This is a genomic window from Paenibacillus thalictri, assembly GCF_004307995.1.
Lineage (GTDB): Bacteria > Bacillota > Bacilli > Paenibacillales > NBRC-103111 > Paenibacillus_AF > Paenibacillus_AF thalictri.
Map to the genome: position 1 here is coordinate 201,244 of NZ_SIRE01000012.1, position 14,984 is coordinate 216,227.

Here is a 14,984-nt window from a genome sequence, read left to right on the forward strand (position 1 = left end):
TATCGACAGGAGGATATTAGATGCCGCAATTAATTTTTAGAGGAATTCCAGCCGAGGGCATACGTGCAATTAGTATACCGCTCGTGGAGGAGATGGCCGCAATATGCCAATGCGGAACGGATAATTTCACCTTGGAGTGCCTGCACGTCACCGCTATATTCGACGGCAAATACACCGATTCGTACCCTTTCATTGACGTATGGTGGTTTGAGCGGGGGGACGAAGTGCGAGATAAGATGGCTGAAGCGATTGATCGACACGTCCGGTCGCTTGGTATACCCGATCTGGAGATTTCCTTCCGTGTTGGCCGCGAGGACAATTTTTATATGAACGGACGCGGGTATAGCTCCTAGCTGATTCATTGGGGTCAGTGGAATAAAATCGAAATCCCAACTGAAATCATGAAAATACTTTCATTTTCGCCGCTCACCAGCCATTAGCGCTATTGAGATGAAGTACAGGCTCACCTATGGCAGCGCCGAGGAATACACGCATCAAAAGGCACCCGGTTAGATGCCTCGTCTTATTTTTCGGGCGCCTTTAGATGCGAGCTCTTTTGCCGTTGCTTCTCCGATGCCGCTGGAGGCACCCGTACAGTATGCATCCCTAGGCTATTCTTTAAACCCTTCAACTATCGTTCTTTATTTAATAAACAAGTGTTATAAATCAGCTACTGGCACGTGTCCCGTCATCCAGTTCAACTCGCTATCCAGCATAAATCGAATATGCCAACCTTTCTCTGATCTAGGCCACGAATAGAATTGCGACACACATTCGTACAAGGTTTCGATGCTTTCCTTCGATTTTTGCTGCAATACGTTATTCATCATTAGAACAAGATTATTCGGTTTGCAATTAACGCCCTCCAGTACTTTCATAAACCATTTGTGATAGGGATAAAGAACTTCGTTATAAGCCAGAATAAGCCGCCCTGCAAATAACACGAAATTAGCCGCAGAGAATTCAACTACGTAGCGCTCGTTCTTCTTTAAACCTTCATAGAACATCCAACGCCAACCTTCGAATTGAGCATGAAACTTTTCCAATGTTTCATTTTTCCGATTAATTGGATAACGTGATGCGGCTTGTACCAACTCTTCCAGGCCGTTTATTTCGCTGTAACTTACTATGGCGTCCTTGAAGGCAAACCGAGCAGGCTCGCTGCCGGATTCTGCTACTTTCTGAATGTATGAAACCGAGGTGTATTTTCCATCCACATAACCGCCCTCATAAGGGGTTGACTCGGTTTCATGATAATGAATATCCCCACTTTCTAACAAAGAACGATAACCCTCATCCGATACGACCAGCATAAGGTCGATATCCGAATCTTCTTTTGCAAAGCCATGAGCAACGGAGCCGCCGACAATGACAGCCAAAATCTCTTCCTTATCCTTGAGTTTGTTTGTAATCGTCTCAATGGCTGTTTGATGATGTGGATACATTAAGAACGGCTCCTTTAAGTGGGATTAGGGCTGCACCTTCCGGTCTTTATAATAGTAAACTTTGTCTTCGTCCGTAATTTCCCGCAGCACTTTACAAGGACTGCCTACCGCAACCACATTCGGCGGAATATCCTTCGTGACAATGCTCCCTGCTCCGATAACACTGTTCTTGCCTATCGTAACGCCGGGATTAATGACCGCGCCGCTCCCAATCCATACGTTGTCTTCAATGACAACTGGGAATGCATACATCTGTCCCGTTGCACGTAATTCAGCGTCAATGGGATGTCCGGTCGTCGATATCGTAACATTAGGAGCAAATAAAACGCCATTCCCAATCTTGACCGTTGTATCGTCCACGATAGTAAGATTAAAATTCGCGTAGACATCATTGCCAATAAACGTATTTGAGCCATAAGCGAAGTGAATCGGAGGTTCGATCCAGCAATTGTTGCCCCAGCTCCCGAAAAGCTGCTTAGCCAATTCTTCTCGTTTAGCCACCTCGGAAGGCCTTGTGTGGTTAAAGTCAAACACCAGCTCTTTTCCCTTAAGCCGTTCCTCAGGTAACCCTTCCCCCATGTCTGTGAACAATAAACCATTCTTTATATTCTCACGTTGTGTCATATTAAACATTCCTTTCAACAATGCTCTTAATGGAATAAATATAACAAATTTCTCGGCTTTTCAAAAAAACAACTGGGCCACCGATTGCAGTCATACTCACCTAACCCTGTACCCTCGGGTGTCTTTCCGCACCCGGTAAGCGACTAATGGTCACTACTTCGCTTCCCTCCGTATCATGTATTTTGCTCTAAATCATGGCTCACTTTTTTCAATCCATTCATTAGATTATTTATTTCAGAATTACTCAAGGAACTTAATATAACCTTTTCAAGATCGAAAAATATATTTTGAATTAATTCCGCTAGCTTTTCCCCGCCTTCTGTTAGATATAATTGTTTTTGTCTTTCATTTCCGACCGTAATTTTGCGTGTTATATACTTTCCCTTTTCCAAATTTTTGAGAATATTGGTGATAGTAGCATCTTGCTTTCCTAAGTATTGAGCCAAATCTCTTTGTATAGTTCCAGGATGAGTAAGTATATAATTTATTGTTCTTGCTTGTATCTCATTAAGCTCTATTTTACTTAGCTGCTTTTGAATATAACTTTTTTGTAAAATACTCACAAAATGAATTTGTTCCGAAATATGATTAGCTCCTTTTATCATGACGCTTGCTCCTTTTCTAAGAATCATACCATAACACTAGAAAAATAAATAATTAAAAATACAACAGTTAAATTGACAACAATAGTGGAGAATAGTATGATTCTTATCAGGAAGACGAATACTATTCCTCAATTTCAAAACGTGCGCTTAAAGGAGTGTGCTCATCATGACAGTTACATTGATAACTGGCGGAAATACAGGTTTGGGGTTTGAAACAGCTAGACGTTTAAAGGAATTCGGACACAAAGTGTATATCAGCTCGCGTGATGAAAGCAAAGGTAAGATCGCTTCGGAATCTTTAGGAGTAGACTATATAGTTCTAGATGTAACAGATGACGCATCGGTTAAAAAAGCAGCTGAGGAAATCGAACAAAAAGAAGGCCGCATAGATGTTCTTATAAACAATGCAGGAATCCCTGGACCATATGCAAAGCCGGAAGATATAACTGCGGACATGATGTTACAAGTCTATGATACCAATGTTTTTGGAATCGTTCGGGTTACTCATCACTTCCTCCCTCTGTTGAAGAAATCGGAGGAGCCTGTCATTGTAAATGTAAGCAGTGGCCTTGGCTCATTTGGACAAGTGCTAAATCCCGAAAAAATAGAGTCTAAGGTTAATGCCCTTTCATACTGTTCATCAAAGGCAGCCGTCGGCATGCTTACCGTGCAATATGCAAAAGCTCTTCCCGAAATAAGAATTAATGCAATAGACCCGGGTCCAACCAACACCGGGGACCGCTTCAAAAATGGCGTTCAATCGATACAAGAAGGTACTGATGCCGTCGTAAGAATGGCTACCATAGATAAAACCGGTCCGACAGGAACATTTACAAATCGAGAGGGTATTATTCCTTGGTAATAAAATTTTGTGATTGGTACAAATACAAGTGATTATTCGCCGTTGCTTGTGATACATTTCACTACTCTGCATGTGTAAATAAACAACACAAACCAATCAACGGCGAAATGAAAGGCACCCTCATCACAAGGGTGCCCAGTATTAAAATCGAAACGTATCATCTGTGATCGGAGCGACCTTCGCTACGGCGTAAGTGGAGCCTTTCTGTGAGAAGAAGTCATATGTCGAGCCCTCATTGCGAATTCCGTTCATGACGATCGGATTCACTTCCTCGTCCGGGAACATGACTTCAAAGCCGATATTCATGAGCGCTTTGTTCGCATTATAGCGGACGTAGCTTTTGACATCAGGGCTAAGTCCGGTTTCCGCGTACAAGTCGTTCGTATAACTTACTTCGTTGTGGTAAAGATCGAGCAGGAACTCGTAAGCCCAAACCGTCAGCTGTTCCTTCTGCTCCGCCGTGAATTGCTTGAAACGCTGCTGGGCGAAATACCCGATAGCCACGCCGTGAATGGACTCGTCCCGAAGAATGAGCGAAATAACTTCCGCGCTGTTCCGCAGGGTGCCTTGTCCGCCCAAGTACAGCGGGAAGAAGAACCCGGAGTAGAACAAGAAGGATTCGAGCATGACCGACGCGAACATCGCCTTCCACAAGGTGACGTCGTCGCCTTCTTGGATCGAAAGATATACGTCGCTGATTCGCTTCGCTTTATACTGCAAATACTCATTGCGCTTGACCCAGTCGAAGATCGAGTCGATCTCGCTGTTCGTGCACAAGGTCGTGAAAATGTACGAGTAAGATTTCGCATGAATGGCTTCGAACGAAGCGAACACCGTGTACAAGGCTTTCTCTTGCAAATTCGACTCATAACGGGCGATTTCGTTCATTCCGATATTCGTTTGAATGGTGTCAAGCAGCGTTAAGCCACCGAGTACTTTCTTATAGGTATCCTGATGCGCGAAATCCTGCCATTGCTTGATGTCTTTGCTGACCGCGATTTCTTCCGGGAACCAGATCTGCTTCCATTGCTGGTCCCAGAACACTTTGGTCAGCTCATGCTGGTTGCGGTTCCAGTTGACGGCTTCGAATACTTTTAAATCGAACATGAAACACACTCCTCGATCGTTTGCAGGCGCTGACGCACGTAGTACACCGTCTTGATCCCTTTCATCCAGGCGTAGATGTACAGGCGGGCCAACTGCTCGGTCGTCCATTGATCGGTCACGTACAAGGTCATCGATATCCCTTGGTCAATGTGACGCTGAGCAGCTGCGTATAGGTCTATCATTCGATACTGGTCGATCTCATAAGCTTCCTTATATAAGGAGATGTTGTCGTTGTTCAAGAACGGCATCGGATAGATGGTGCGGCTGTCGGCGTAATCGCGGATCTCCACCTTCTCCGTGCATGGCGCGATCGAAGCCGTACTACTACGGATATAAGAGATGCTTCCGGTTGGCGCGATCGCGAGGCGATAAGCATTAAACAGGCCGTGTTCCATGACCTGCTCCTTCAAGGAACACCACATCTCCTGCGTAATCAACGGAACGTTGCCAAGCGCCTTTCTCACTTGCTCCGGCAGCGCGGTAACATCTTTGGACACGTATTGATCGAAATAAGTACCGTTCGCGTAGTCGCTCTGTTCGAAACCGTGGAACGTTGCTTGCTTCTCCTGGGAAATCCGCATTGACGCAAGCAGCGTGTAATAGTTAACGGATTCCATGAATGCGTCAATGAACTGAACGGACTCCTTCGAGCCATACAATATTCCTTGAGAGACCAAATGGCCATGCAGGTTCATCAGGCCAAGGCCGATCGAATGCATGAGGCGATTCGCTTTTGCGACCGACGGCACGTTCTTGATTTCCGTCATCATGGATACGTTCGTCAATAGGCGCATCGACGTGTCGATCAATTGTTCGAAATCGTCCTCCTGCACCGCCTTATGAATGTCAAGAGAACCCAGGTTGCAGGATACGTCTAGGCCGTATTCGTTCTCCGTGCCGTAGTCATTAATGATGCTCGTCGTTTGAACCTGCAGGATTTCCGTACACAAGTTGGACATCTTCACCCGCCCTAGATTGCGCAGCGGATGCTTCTCGTTCACTTGATCGTCGAACACCTCAAACGGATAACCCGACTCGAACTGCGCTTTCTTGACCTCCGTGTACAATTTGCGCGCATTGATCCGCTTGATCTTACGAACGTTCGGATTGTCCAAGAGCTCATAGTACATTTCGCTAATGCTGATTTCGGACATCCTTTTGCCGTATTCCTTATAAATGTCGTACGGGCTGAAAAGCACGATGTCCTTGTCCCGCTTCATCAGCTCGAAGAAGATGCTCGGAACGATAATTCCCGTTGACAAAGTCGCAAGGCGGATTTTATCGTCGGCGTTCGGCTTTTTGGCCGAAATGAAGTTCTCGATATCGGCGTGGAAAATGTTCAGGTAAATCACGCCGGAGCCGTTGCGTTGACCCAATTGGTTCGAATAGGAGAAAGAATTCTCGAGCAGCTTCGCGACCGGCATGACGCCGCTTGCGCGGTTCAATATCTCTTTGATCGGATCGCCGAGAGGTCTGAGGTCGGTTAAGTTTACCCCGACACCGCCACCTAAGCGGGACAGCTCCAGGCAATAGCCGATATTCTCGGCAATACTGTTCATCGAATCGTCCATGGTCAGCTTAAAGCAGCTAACAAGCTCTCCGCGCGCTTTTTTGCCGCTGTTGAGTGCGGTTGGCGTTGCCGGCTGATACGCCGACATCATGACCTCTACCGCGCGCTCCGCCAGATGTTCGTCCCCTTGCGCCAAGTACAACGCGGTAATGACGATGCGATCCTCGTACTTCTCGAGAATTTCCTCGCCATTCCTGCTTTTCATCGCATAGCTTTCATAAAATTTGCTCGCGCTCATGAACGAAGGAAACCGAAATTGGTAAGCGTACGCCTTTTCGTACAGCAGCTCGATGAACGACATGTCATACTGCTCCAAAAATCCGGATTCATAATAGCCCTCGTCGACGAGATAACGTATTTTTTCTCTCGTATCGATGAAGTAACGCAGCTTCGCGTTGACGTGCTCCAAAAAGTAGCGGCGCGTTGCCTCTTTATCTTTGGCGAGATCCAGCTTTCCCGTCCGGCTGTATTGATTCAGCATCTCATTGTTCAATTTCAAATAAGATTTCATCCGACGTGCTCCTTTTGGAAACATTGCTCGTAATAGTCGTGAATGGCCTCATAGTCTTCCGCGAAGCCGCGCAAGTCGATCTTGCGCACAAGCGGGACTTTCAGCTGCCGCGCGATCGCATCACCGGCTCCGCCAAACACGTTATGGCCAAAATTGCTGTTGCCGCTCACGATGACGCCACGGCAAAGCTTGCCGTTTCTCTCGAGAAACAGCTTCACCTTGGCCGGGATCTCCCCTAGGCCGTCCGTATATGTAAAAAGCAAAAAAGGCTCCGCAAGCATACGGTCTTCTTCGATTTCAATCGCAGGCAACCGAAGCCGCGAAACAATGTATCGAACATTCCCTGTACGGCTCGCAAAAGCGATCATACGTTCACCTGCTCCATAAGTTTGACCATTTCGTTCGTATCGAAAATAAACTCGCCGTCAGCTTCCATAACCGGCAAGCTCATGACTCCCGCTTCCAATAGTCTTTCACGCGCCGCTTCGTCATGATCGATGTTGACAATCTCAACTTCGACACCAGAACGCGCAATTTCAGATTTGATCCACATGCATTTCGGGCATACCGTTTTCGTATAAAGCTTCATACTGATTCTCCTCCGGTTTCGTTTTGGCCGAATAAAAAGCACCCTCGGGGATGAGAGCGCGGCAACCGTCATCATTCGACTCCAGTTTTAGATATTTATAATATCGGCTCATTGCAACATAGAATCCATACTATATTAACGATTTAGTAGAGATATTTTTATCTTAGCACTCATACGTCAATAATACAATATACAGGATGTTATCGGACTATTTTGTCTTTTCCCATCAATATATTGATCTGACAGGCTTTTCGTTTGGGTATCACCGCGTTGGATAAGCTCGGCTGCGAAATAAACAGCCTCTTTGCCGCTTCGCTTATGGAGCCGCAACTAACGATGGTCAGAATATATTTCAATTGCTGCAAGGTCATTGGAATAACTGTATCTTGGCGTTAAGTGTTTCTTCCGACATTCATAACCGTTCTATACATTTTTTCTGCTTCAATAGGACTTTCTTTTGCCGTCACATGATGCGGAAGAACCCGGCAGACCTGAACCGGTCCGCCGAATACAGCCGACCTATACTTGTCCACATGCTGCTTCGACAAGGGGCGGTTATAATAACCGGGTACGTATTTATTGATCATTTCCTGGAGTACATGGGTGGCTTCATCCAAATCTGTGATTGGTTCTGCTTGCCCAAATATCATTACGCTCATATAAGCCGTATCCGTTTTGGCAGGTACCGGATCGGTGATGGTCCCGTATTCCTCACATACCGTAAAACATACCTCCGGATTTTCACTCATGACATGATTACGCCTTCCATCTCCGGCCCCGTGAAAATAGAGCTTCCCTTCCGTCCATACATAATTAAGCGGTACAACATAGGGCAAGTTCCCATCAACCAACCCAAGATACCCGATTCTCGCTTGATGAAGGAAACTTTCAATTTTCTCCTGATCCCGGCATTCCCTAATCTTGTAACGAACCGAATTCATTTCAAAATCTCTCCTTTCACCCATCACATAGTTATCCCACCCCAAACCCCGATACTCTACCTGAGTGCAGCAACGACTCGATTGCATATACCAGCGTTATTACGGTAGTATATCAGTTAATGGATTGCTTTAAAATATCCAAACATCGAGGTTATGACCAATCCATAATGGACATTTTAGGATTGGAGTTTCTTTTTGGAGGCGTACGATGATGAAAGTAATTCGTAATGACAAAAGACCCATCTGGCAGCAATTGCTTGATCAAGCGATCAATAATATTACTAGCGGGATCTGGGCGCCAGGGGAACTCTTGATTCCTTCCCGCGAACTTGCTCACATGGTGGGTGTCTCCCGCTCAACGATACAGATCGTCTATGAGGAATTGCTAAGTCGCGGCTATACGGTTACATCCCGCCGAGGAGGAACGCGAGTTAGTAAATGGAGGCAAGTCACTGAGTCAACGAAGGAAATCATAACAGATGGCCCTATCCCCCCTTCACTTCCCTTGCTGAACTCGGCGGTCGATCAATTACATGACTGGTTCAGGGGCAAAGAACAGCGAGAAGTGGATATTGATTTTAGTCCACATGAACCCTATTTAGACGAACAATTTCAAAAGAACTGGCGGCAATCGCTTCTTCACGTTTCCTCTGCAATGGATTTATCCAACTGGGCTTACGGTAATCCCTATGGTTTCACACCATTACGAGAGCAAATTCAGCGTTATTTATCACTTGAACGAGGCATCCATATCCAAACCAATCAGATCCTGTTGACTTCAGGAGCTCAGCACAGCATTGACTTAATCGCACAATCGCTTTTAGCTGACGGGGACACCGTCTCTGTAGAAGATCCCGGTTTTCCGGCTGCCTGGATGGCGATGAAATATCGGCGTATGAATGTGGTGCCCGTTCCCATTGATGAGTATGGTCTAGTGGTTGAGCACATTCACCCGCAGTCCAAGCTGATCTTCGCGACCCCTTCCCACCAGTGCGCAGCCGGGGTCGTCATGTCGGAGCCGCGCAGGCAACAATTGCTGCATAAGGCCGCTCAAGAACAATTCTGGATCATTGAGGACGATTATGATAGTGAATTTCGATACCGCGGTGAACCGCTTCCGACACTGTTTAGCCAGGCATCTAATCATACCTTGTACCTCATGAGTTTTTCTAAAATGATTGCTCCAGGCATTCGTATTTCGGCTATCGTTGGATCTGTCGAGGCAATAGCTCAACTAGCCAAGGTACAAGAGCTGACTTACCGTCATCTTCCGATTATGGATCAGCTAACACTAACCCACTTTATCAAGAATGGGCATTTTATGCGCCATATGAGAAGAGTCAGAAATGTATACCGACGAAGACACGAAGCCATGACTAAAGCTATTATGGCTAGCGGTTTAGGGGAACGTTTCAAACTAAGCGGAGTAGAAACGGGATTGCATATGTTACTTGAGGCCGAAGAGTCATACGACGAAGAAACCGTGACAAAGTTAGCCCTTCAAGAGGGAATACGTATATATCCTCTTGGACCCTACTGTTTGGCAAGCAAACGAAAGGGATGGGTGCTGGGGTTTGCAAAAGTAGATGAAGCATCGATTGAGCAGGGCATTCATCGTTTTGCGGAGTTGATCTTATAAGATTTTCGTTAGCTGCACTCACAAGGCTGTACCAAAACATGGAGGCAGTCTCCCTTTGTGGATGTTTATTGGCCTTGCATATATTTAGTTAAAGTGTCGGTACTTCCCCGTAACCGCTCTTCCATAATCAAGCGCAGCTCATCAGGAATTCGTTCAAACTCGACCCCTTTCCCCAAGAACAAAAGCCAATCCGCATAATACGCTAGCGCCTCAACATCGGTCACATCCAGTTGAACATTGAAAATCCCGCTTGACTGGAACATTCCTGTAAAGGACAAAATAATCCCCGGCGGGTGCATGCGCTTAAAGCGCTGAATCCCAGTCGCATCAAGCTTTACGACTAGATTGGACTCACGCGCACCAAGCCGTTTTTTGCTTAAAATCTCTTGCTCAGACCGCCTCATCTTCTGCTCAGAAATGGCTGAATCCCGCAGCATCTCAACAGGCAAATAACGAAACTCATCGGTATCAAGATCATAAACCTCGACCAGCCAACGAGCGTTTGAGTTTAAAATATGAATCAAAAAAACGTCCATCAACTGCGGACAGCCAGGACTCGGCTCATACGTCAAGCGCAAGTGCTTATCCCGCGCAGCAAGCGTAATCAACTGGTTCAACTCCGCAGGCGCCGCATCATCGAGTTCTAAAAGATTCGGGCTGGCAGGATTTGTATTTTCGAAAAGCAAGATATTATTCAACTCGATCAGCTCGTCGTGCTGGGTTTGCGACGCGATGCCGATGAGTTTTTCAGTGATGGAGCGGCGATTTTGCAAATAAGGCAGCTGCGAATTTTTCGAAGCGATAAAGCTGATAAATATCGCTTTCAGCTCTTCCGGCGTGAAACGGACGGCGGACAGATACTGATTTTGCAGGACATTGTAGCCGCCCCCGCGCCCAAGCTCGGTCGTCAGCGGAAAACCCATCGCCTGAATCTCGTTAATGTCGCGGATCGCCGTCGCGCGAGAAATCTTGAACTCCCGCTGAATCTCTGCAATCGTAAAATGCGCGCGGTTATTGATGAAGCGCATGATCAGGTTCACTCGTTCTGTCTTTTTCATGATTTTATTGTATCAGAAATGTAGCATCAGTACTGATTTTGATTCTGCATTACTTTTTGATATTCGGGAAAAGGTATCGTTTTATGATACATTTAGCGAATAGTATCAATCTTGTAAAAATAAATCCGCTAAGGAGAGATTAAGATGTCTAACTACTCCATCCAAACCATCTCGGAAAACTACAAAATGACTGCTTTCGGTGTTTCACTTGAAGACTACAACGACTGGGCAGGCAATGCAGCAAAAACTGCAGCGAAAAAAGCTGAAATCACTGAGAACGGCAAGCTTGCCGAACTTCTCGCGCTCGCTGACGGGCAGGAATATCAAATCAACTACGTCATCGACGGCAAAGCTTGGCGCGGCTTCGGCGTGATGGGAGCATACGACGTGGAAGGCGCAATCGCCCTAGACTTCCTCGCTGGGGACTACCTCGTGGTGCCTGGGACAGGCGCTGACAAAGACCGCCTTGCTGACGAAATAACAGGCAAAGTTTTCGGTGGCCTGCTGCAAGAAATCACAGACTACAAATACATTGGTCCCGGTAACTCAACATTCGTCAAAACAGCTGAAGACGGTACATTCTACGGCGAAATGTGGCTTCGTGTAAAAAAAGTAGCAGGCTAATCTCAGTCAAAGGAGCACTCCCATGGCAAATTACACAGTTGAACATAAGAAATCATTTACATTGACCGCTTATGGTTTTTCAATTCAATCCAATTTCCAAGACGCGCCAGCATTGCAAAAGGAAAAGGCAGAGTTTTGGGGAAGACTCAAAGGTGACGGGCGTTTTGATAAACTCAAAGCGGCCGCCAAAGATGATCGCGAGTGGTCAGTCAACGAGGTTTATCAAGGCAAACCGTGGAATTATTTCGCGGTAGAAGCTAGCAAATCGGTGGCTGACGCAACACGCATCATCGAGTTTCCAGAAAGCGAGTACATCGTGCTCGCAGGAACCGGCGACAAGGAAACTTTGTTTGATCAGTTGACTTATCGTGCTTTTGGCGAAGTCTTGTCACAAATCACTGACTATGCTTACATCGGCGGTCCAAACGCGACTTATCGCAAAGAAAATAGTGACGGCACTTTCTGCGGCGAATTTTGGGTACCTGTGGTTAAAAAATAGTACGATGGCAAGAACCTGACTATAAACAACCTATTTCTCCAAAGATAACTCTCAGCAAGCCAAGAGGGCTGCCCATGAACAGGGCGGCCTATTACTTTGGAGACAATGTCTTGCTTTATCGTAATTGTAATCTCGTAAACTCGGCAAACTGCCTTTTCGCATTCACTTGTGGTAGCTATGAGCTTAAAGGGGACATCGGCGAAAAATGCTAAAGGATTTGGCCGCGGTGCGTATTGTCCAACCTTTTAATACCCCATCAAGAGGCATGAGATGCCTACATAGTAACGCACGAAGGCAACCGAAATAAATCGGTGGCCTTTGCAAACTTGATTCAACTATCGTCTCCAGTTAACTTAAACCCTTCTCTGTGAGAAATACCGTGCTTGCCATCGTATGTTTATTGAGTTATGATGTACCGAAAGTTTTCGCTGTATGAATCTTTCTTAAGCTCAACTCGGCGTAAATGATCGTAAAAACTATGAGAAAATTTAAAGACGTGACCGAAATCCCAGTCTTGTTCGCTGTAGTTCTTTTCCCAAAACTGAATTTCGGTCGGTAGTGAGTTTACTCGCACCGCCGGTTGCAGAGGGAAATAATCGACAGGCGACACCAATCTGATTGAATCTCCAGGAGTAACGGTACAACTATAGCGTAGGACTTTAATCAGCTGCTTTATTTGGAAGTAATCCTCTTTCGAAAAAGGAGACATGTCCTAGATCATACAAGATGTTTAACGCATGTGAGAATGTCAGCATGTGTCCAATTAAATCATGATGTGCTTCCCCGCGATAAATGACGGGGAACTTTGTCAATTGTTCCAGCACAAGCCATGACAGCTCTTTAGGATTCGTTATCGTCGGAAAGCCGTCTTCATCTAAGATTTGCATCCTTTTCACCTCGGAAGCAGAATATCCAATCCATGAACGTCCCGGGATCGACTTCTTAAACGAGAGAATGAGATCGGTTATCCCTGCAACTTCCTCAGTACTTCCCCAACCATTTAGCTCATGGATAGCCATGATACATCGTTACTCGATCTTAAAATCCATTATATCCTCAATTTTTGCGTAATGAATTAGTCCTCGTACTTCCTTGTTGACACGATCACTTCCATTTTCGAATTTCCACCAATTATCCGGTCTAGTTGTTTTATCTAATACAGGACAAAAACTAAAATCAATCCATACAGGCGCATATTTCTTAAAAGTTAAATAACAGCGGCGCATGTGGAAAAAACCAGTACAAATTAGTATAAAGACCGACCTAGAAAATACTGTTCAACTGCGGCTGGTATTCGATAGGTACTTCCCGACCTAGTTGCAGGGACAAAAATACAATCACATGATTTTCCATCATCAACTATATTTTCGAATAAAATTTTGTTTATTAATTCTCTGGTTAAATGCTCCTCATTTAAATCAGAGAGGTACATTTTATTGTCCCCCTTGATATTGTTTAATTGCAGCCTGACTTCTCTTCGCTAAAATTGCACCAGGATCTATTATGCCCATCCTTATAGCACCATATATTGGGACTTATCTACTCGTTAGCCTAATAAAATGAACAAGTACCGTTTCACGTTAGAGCCACCTTTTGACCCTGGTTAATTAGCAAAACTCATACCTAAGCATGCCGCGCGGCGGCGTTTGGGACTTTAAAGCAACTCACGTTTTTGCAGTTCAGCTACCCAAAAACTTGTTTATCGCGCTGTCTGCAACGGCAAGATTTTGGATGCTACATCACCCATCGCGCATATGTAGAAAATATTGTATATTTTAAAAGAACATTTTAAGAAGCTGAAGGCTTCTGGGGAAGAGGTTGAAATTATGGATGATTTCAAGAGTGTATACTGCAAAGGATGCTGGCAACAGATGAAGGTGCCAATCTTTATTCGCGGCCCGATATCTTTTCCTTTTCGCCTGATGGGAATAAGGCCCAGTCGGATGCATCCAAATCTGTGTACGATTTGTGAATCTATGTTTACGAAGGTTAAGAAAAACAAACAGATCGAAATCCAGGCCACCGTCATGTTCGCCGACTTGAGGGGGTACACCCGTCTATCGGAACATGCCGATCCAGCCAACATTGCACGGTTATTAGACAAATTTTATGACGAATGCGCGCCGGCCATTTGGAAGAGAGATGGCATTATTAATAAAATGATCGGTGACGCGGTGCTTTCTATATTTAATTTCCCCTTGGAGCGGCACAATCATGTCCATCAGGCTGTCATGGCCGGCATAGAGATCCAAAGGAAATGCAGAGATATGCAGTCCGAATTTTCAGCCATATCAGGCGTGGACACCCCGGTCAAGATCGGGATTGGCATCCATACAGGTACGGCCTCTATCGGAGAATTTGGCACAGCTTATAAGGATTTTACGATTATTGGGTCTGTTGTCAATAAAGCTTCCAGAATTCAAGGCGCAGCCCAAAACGGGGAAATCTTGATATCAGACGATGCCTATTCCAGCATCAAAGGCGATTATCCGCACTTGGAACCCCGTGCTTATAACCTGAAGGGTATTGACCAACCCATTATTGCCTACACTGTTCCGTTGTAATGCAACCCTGCTGGATTCAAAAGGAGTATTAGTACACTTCCAGCGCTATTAAGAATTTCTTAGCACTCGCCAATTTACCCCAAGAACTATTGCTGTTCGAATCAAGGCTCAGTAAGCGGTTAATACCGAAAATTAGCCGTCACTTATGGTATGGTTCTCCTTACACACTATAACGGCTAAATTTTTTTGAACCGGGCAATGTAAAAAGTAGTTTAATCGGGTTAGTATATAAACATTGATGTAAAAAATAGAGCGATATATTTTGGGGCATCGTGTCTTTAATTAGAATCTTAACCTTAATTTAACTGATTTTGACCTATCATGGGTCAAACAAATTTGGATAGGG

Annotated in this window: 17 protein-coding genes; 6 read left to right on the plus strand and 11 right to left on the minus strand. The window is 45.3% G+C overall.

What is annotated here, in order from left to right:
- Positions 1 to 20: 20 nt before the first annotated feature.
- Positions 21 to 353 (plus strand): DUF1904 family protein, encoded by a 333-nt coding sequence (locus EYB31_RS18165; protein ID WP_131014785.1) that lies wholly within the window; start codon positions 21 to 23, stop codon positions 351 to 353.
- A gap of 306 nt (positions 354 to 659) precedes the next feature.
- Here the strand turns inward: EYB31_RS18165 and EYB31_RS18170 are convergent, their stop codons facing one another.
- From EYB31_RS18170 to EYB31_RS18180, 3 genes are all read right to left on the minus strand, one after another.
- Positions 660 to 1,445: a nucleotidyltransferase domain-containing protein gene (locus EYB31_RS18170; protein ID WP_131014786.1), complete on the minus strand. Its 786-nt coding sequence runs from the start codon at positions 1,443 to 1,445 to the stop codon at positions 660 to 662.
- A 24-nt stretch (positions 1,446 to 1,469) separates the two neighbouring features.
- Positions 1,470 to 2,078 (minus strand): DapH/DapD/GlmU-related protein, encoded by a 609-nt coding sequence (locus EYB31_RS18175; protein WP_131014908.1) that lies wholly within the window; start codon positions 2,076 to 2,078, stop codon positions 1,470 to 1,472.
- A 164-nt stretch (positions 2,079 to 2,242) separates the two neighbouring features.
- Entirely contained in the window at positions 2,243 to 2,674 is a 432-nt protein-coding gene (locus EYB31_RS18180; RefSeq protein ID WP_131014787.1) for a MarR family winged helix-turn-helix transcriptional regulator, read from the minus strand.
- Between the two features lie 163 nt (positions 2,675 to 2,837).
- On the opposite strand from EYB31_RS18180, the gene EYB31_RS18185 reads away from it, so the two are divergent.
- Positions 2,838 to 3,536 (plus strand): SDR family NAD(P)-dependent oxidoreductase, encoded by a 699-nt coding sequence (locus tag EYB31_RS18185; protein ID WP_131014910.1) that lies wholly within the window; start codon positions 2,838 to 2,840, stop codon positions 3,534 to 3,536.
- Positions 3,537 to 3,677: 141 nt separating this feature from the next.
- Here the strand turns inward: EYB31_RS18185 and nrdF are convergent, their stop codons facing one another.
- From nrdF to EYB31_RS18215, 6 genes are all read right to left on the minus strand, one after another.
- Entirely contained in the window at positions 3,678 to 4,643 is a 966-nt protein-coding gene (nrdF, locus tag EYB31_RS18190) for a class 1b ribonucleoside-diphosphate reductase subunit beta (RefSeq protein WP_131014788.1), read from the minus strand.
- Positions 4,631 to 6,724: a class 1b ribonucleoside-diphosphate reductase subunit alpha gene (nrdE, locus tag EYB31_RS18195; RefSeq protein WP_131014789.1), complete on the minus strand. Its 2,094-nt coding sequence runs from the start codon at positions 6,722 to 6,724 to the stop codon at positions 4,631 to 4,633. Before nrdE ends, nrdF begins: the two co-directional genes overlap by 13 nt.
- Positions 6,721 to 7,092, minus strand: a complete 372-nt coding sequence (nrdI, locus tag EYB31_RS18200; protein ID WP_131014790.1) for a class Ib ribonucleoside-diphosphate reductase assembly flavoprotein NrdI — start codon at positions 7,090 to 7,092, stop codon at positions 6,721 to 6,723. The genes nrdE and nrdI overlap by 4 nt, the downstream gene beginning before the upstream one ends.
- The gene (locus EYB31_RS18205) at positions 7,089 to 7,313 is read right to left on the minus strand and encodes a glutaredoxin family protein (protein WP_131014791.1); all 225 of its coding nucleotides are present in this window, start codon (positions 7,311 to 7,313) and stop codon (positions 7,089 to 7,091) included. Before EYB31_RS18205 ends, nrdI begins: the two co-directional genes overlap by 4 nt.
- A 200-nt stretch (positions 7,314 to 7,513) precedes the next feature.
- Positions 7,514 to 7,684 (minus strand): LysR family transcriptional regulator, encoded by a 171-nt coding sequence (locus EYB31_RS41545; RefSeq protein WP_420819451.1) that lies wholly within the window; start codon positions 7,682 to 7,684, stop codon positions 7,514 to 7,516.
- Positions 7,685 to 7,705: 21 nt separating this feature from the next.
- Complete coding sequence (locus EYB31_RS18215) at positions 7,706 to 8,254, minus strand: pyridoxamine 5'-phosphate oxidase family protein (protein WP_131014792.1); 549 nt, start codon at positions 8,252 to 8,254, stop codon at positions 7,706 to 7,708.
- 208 nt (positions 8,255 to 8,462) lie between these two features.
- Between EYB31_RS18215 and pdxR the strand changes: the two genes are divergently transcribed.
- The gene (pdxR, locus tag EYB31_RS18220; protein WP_131014793.1) at positions 8,463 to 9,893 is read left to right on the plus strand and encodes a MocR-like pyridoxine biosynthesis transcription factor PdxR; all 1,431 of its coding nucleotides are present in this window, start codon (positions 8,463 to 8,465) and stop codon (positions 9,891 to 9,893) included.
- A gap of 65 nt (positions 9,894 to 9,958) precedes the next feature.
- Here pdxR and EYB31_RS18225 read toward each other — a convergent pair whose 3' ends face one another.
- Entirely contained in the window at positions 9,959 to 10,951 is a 993-nt protein-coding gene (locus tag EYB31_RS18225; protein ID WP_240762555.1) for a helix-turn-helix transcriptional regulator, read from the minus strand.
- 144 nt (positions 10,952 to 11,095) lie between these two features.
- Here EYB31_RS18225 and EYB31_RS18230 point away from each other — a divergent pair, with 144 nt between their 5' ends.
- Positions 11,096 to 11,575 carry a hypothetical protein gene (locus EYB31_RS18230; RefSeq protein WP_131014794.1) on the plus strand — a complete coding sequence of 160 codons (480 nt, stop codon included), beginning with the start codon at positions 11,096 to 11,098 and terminating at the stop codon, positions 11,573 to 11,575.
- A gap of 22 nt (positions 11,576 to 11,597) precedes the next feature.
- Positions 11,598 to 12,074 carry a GyrI-like domain-containing protein gene (locus tag EYB31_RS18235; RefSeq protein WP_131014795.1) on the plus strand — a complete coding sequence of 159 codons (477 nt, stop codon included), beginning with the start codon at positions 11,598 to 11,600 and terminating at the stop codon, positions 12,072 to 12,074.
- A gap of 659 nt (positions 12,075 to 12,733) precedes the next feature.
- Here the strand turns inward: EYB31_RS18235 and EYB31_RS18240 are convergent.
- The gene (locus tag EYB31_RS18240; RefSeq protein ID WP_131014796.1) at positions 12,734 to 13,093 is read right to left on the minus strand and encodes a hypothetical protein; all 360 of its coding nucleotides are present in this window, start codon (positions 13,091 to 13,093) and stop codon (positions 12,734 to 12,736) included.
- A 747-nt stretch (positions 13,094 to 13,840) separates the two neighbouring features.
- Here EYB31_RS18240 and EYB31_RS18245 point away from each other — a divergent pair.
- Positions 13,841 to 14,638 (plus strand): adenylate/guanylate cyclase domain-containing protein, encoded by a 798-nt coding sequence (locus tag EYB31_RS18245; RefSeq protein WP_206105468.1) that lies wholly within the window; start codon positions 13,841 to 13,843, stop codon positions 14,636 to 14,638.
- Positions 14,639 to 14,984 lie beyond the last annotated feature (346 nt).

Coding starts and splice junctions, on each gene's coding strand:
- nrdE (WP_131014789.1), bottom strand. CDS start 6,724: ATGAAATCTTATTTGAAATTGAACAATGAGATGCTGAATCAATACAGC.
- EYB31_RS18215 (WP_131014792.1), bottom strand. CDS start 8,254: ATGAATTCGGTTCGTTACAAGATTAGGGAATGCCGGGATCAGGAGAAA.
- EYB31_RS18175 (WP_131014908.1), bottom strand. CDS start 2,078: ATGTTTAATATGACACAACGTGAGAATATAAAGAATGGTTTATTGTTC.
- EYB31_RS18240 (WP_131014796.1), bottom strand. CDS start 13,093: ATGGCTATCCATGAGCTAAATGGTTGGGGAAGTACTGAGGAAGTTGCA.
- EYB31_RS18170 (WP_131014786.1), bottom strand. CDS start 1,445: ATGTATCCACATCATCAAACAGCCATTGAGACGATTACAAACAAACTC.
- EYB31_RS18180 (WP_131014787.1), bottom strand. CDS start 2,674: ATGATAAAAGGAGCTAATCATATTTCGGAACAAATTCATTTTGTGAGT.
- EYB31_RS18225 (WP_240762555.1), bottom strand. CDS start 10,951: ATGAAAAAGACAGAACGAGTGAACCTGATCATGCGCTTCATCAATAAC.
- nrdF (WP_131014788.1), bottom strand. CDS start 4,643: ATGTTCGATTTAAAAGTATTCGAAGCCGTCAACTGGAACCGCAACCAG.
- EYB31_RS18230 (WP_131014794.1), top strand. CDS start 11,096: ATGTCTAACTACTCCATCCAAACCATCTCGGAAAACTACAAAATGACT.
- EYB31_RS18165 (WP_131014785.1), top strand. CDS start 21: ATGCCGCAATTAATTTTTAGAGGAATTCCAGCCGAGGGCATACGTGCA.
- EYB31_RS18235 (WP_131014795.1), top strand. CDS start 11,598: ATGGCAAATTACACAGTTGAACATAAGAAATCATTTACATTGACCGCT.
- nrdI (WP_131014790.1), bottom strand. CDS start 7,092: ATGATCGCTTTTGCGAGCCGTACAGGGAATGTTCGATACATTGTTTCG.
- EYB31_RS41545 (WP_420819451.1), bottom strand. CDS start 7,684: ATGACCTTGCAGCAATTGAAATATATTCTGACCATCGTTAGTTGCGGC.
- EYB31_RS18205 (WP_131014791.1), bottom strand. CDS start 7,313: ATGAAGCTTTATACGAAAACGGTATGCCCGAAATGCATGTGGATCAAA.
- pdxR (WP_131014793.1), top strand. CDS start 8,463: ATGATGAAAGTAATTCGTAATGACAAAAGACCCATCTGGCAGCAATTG.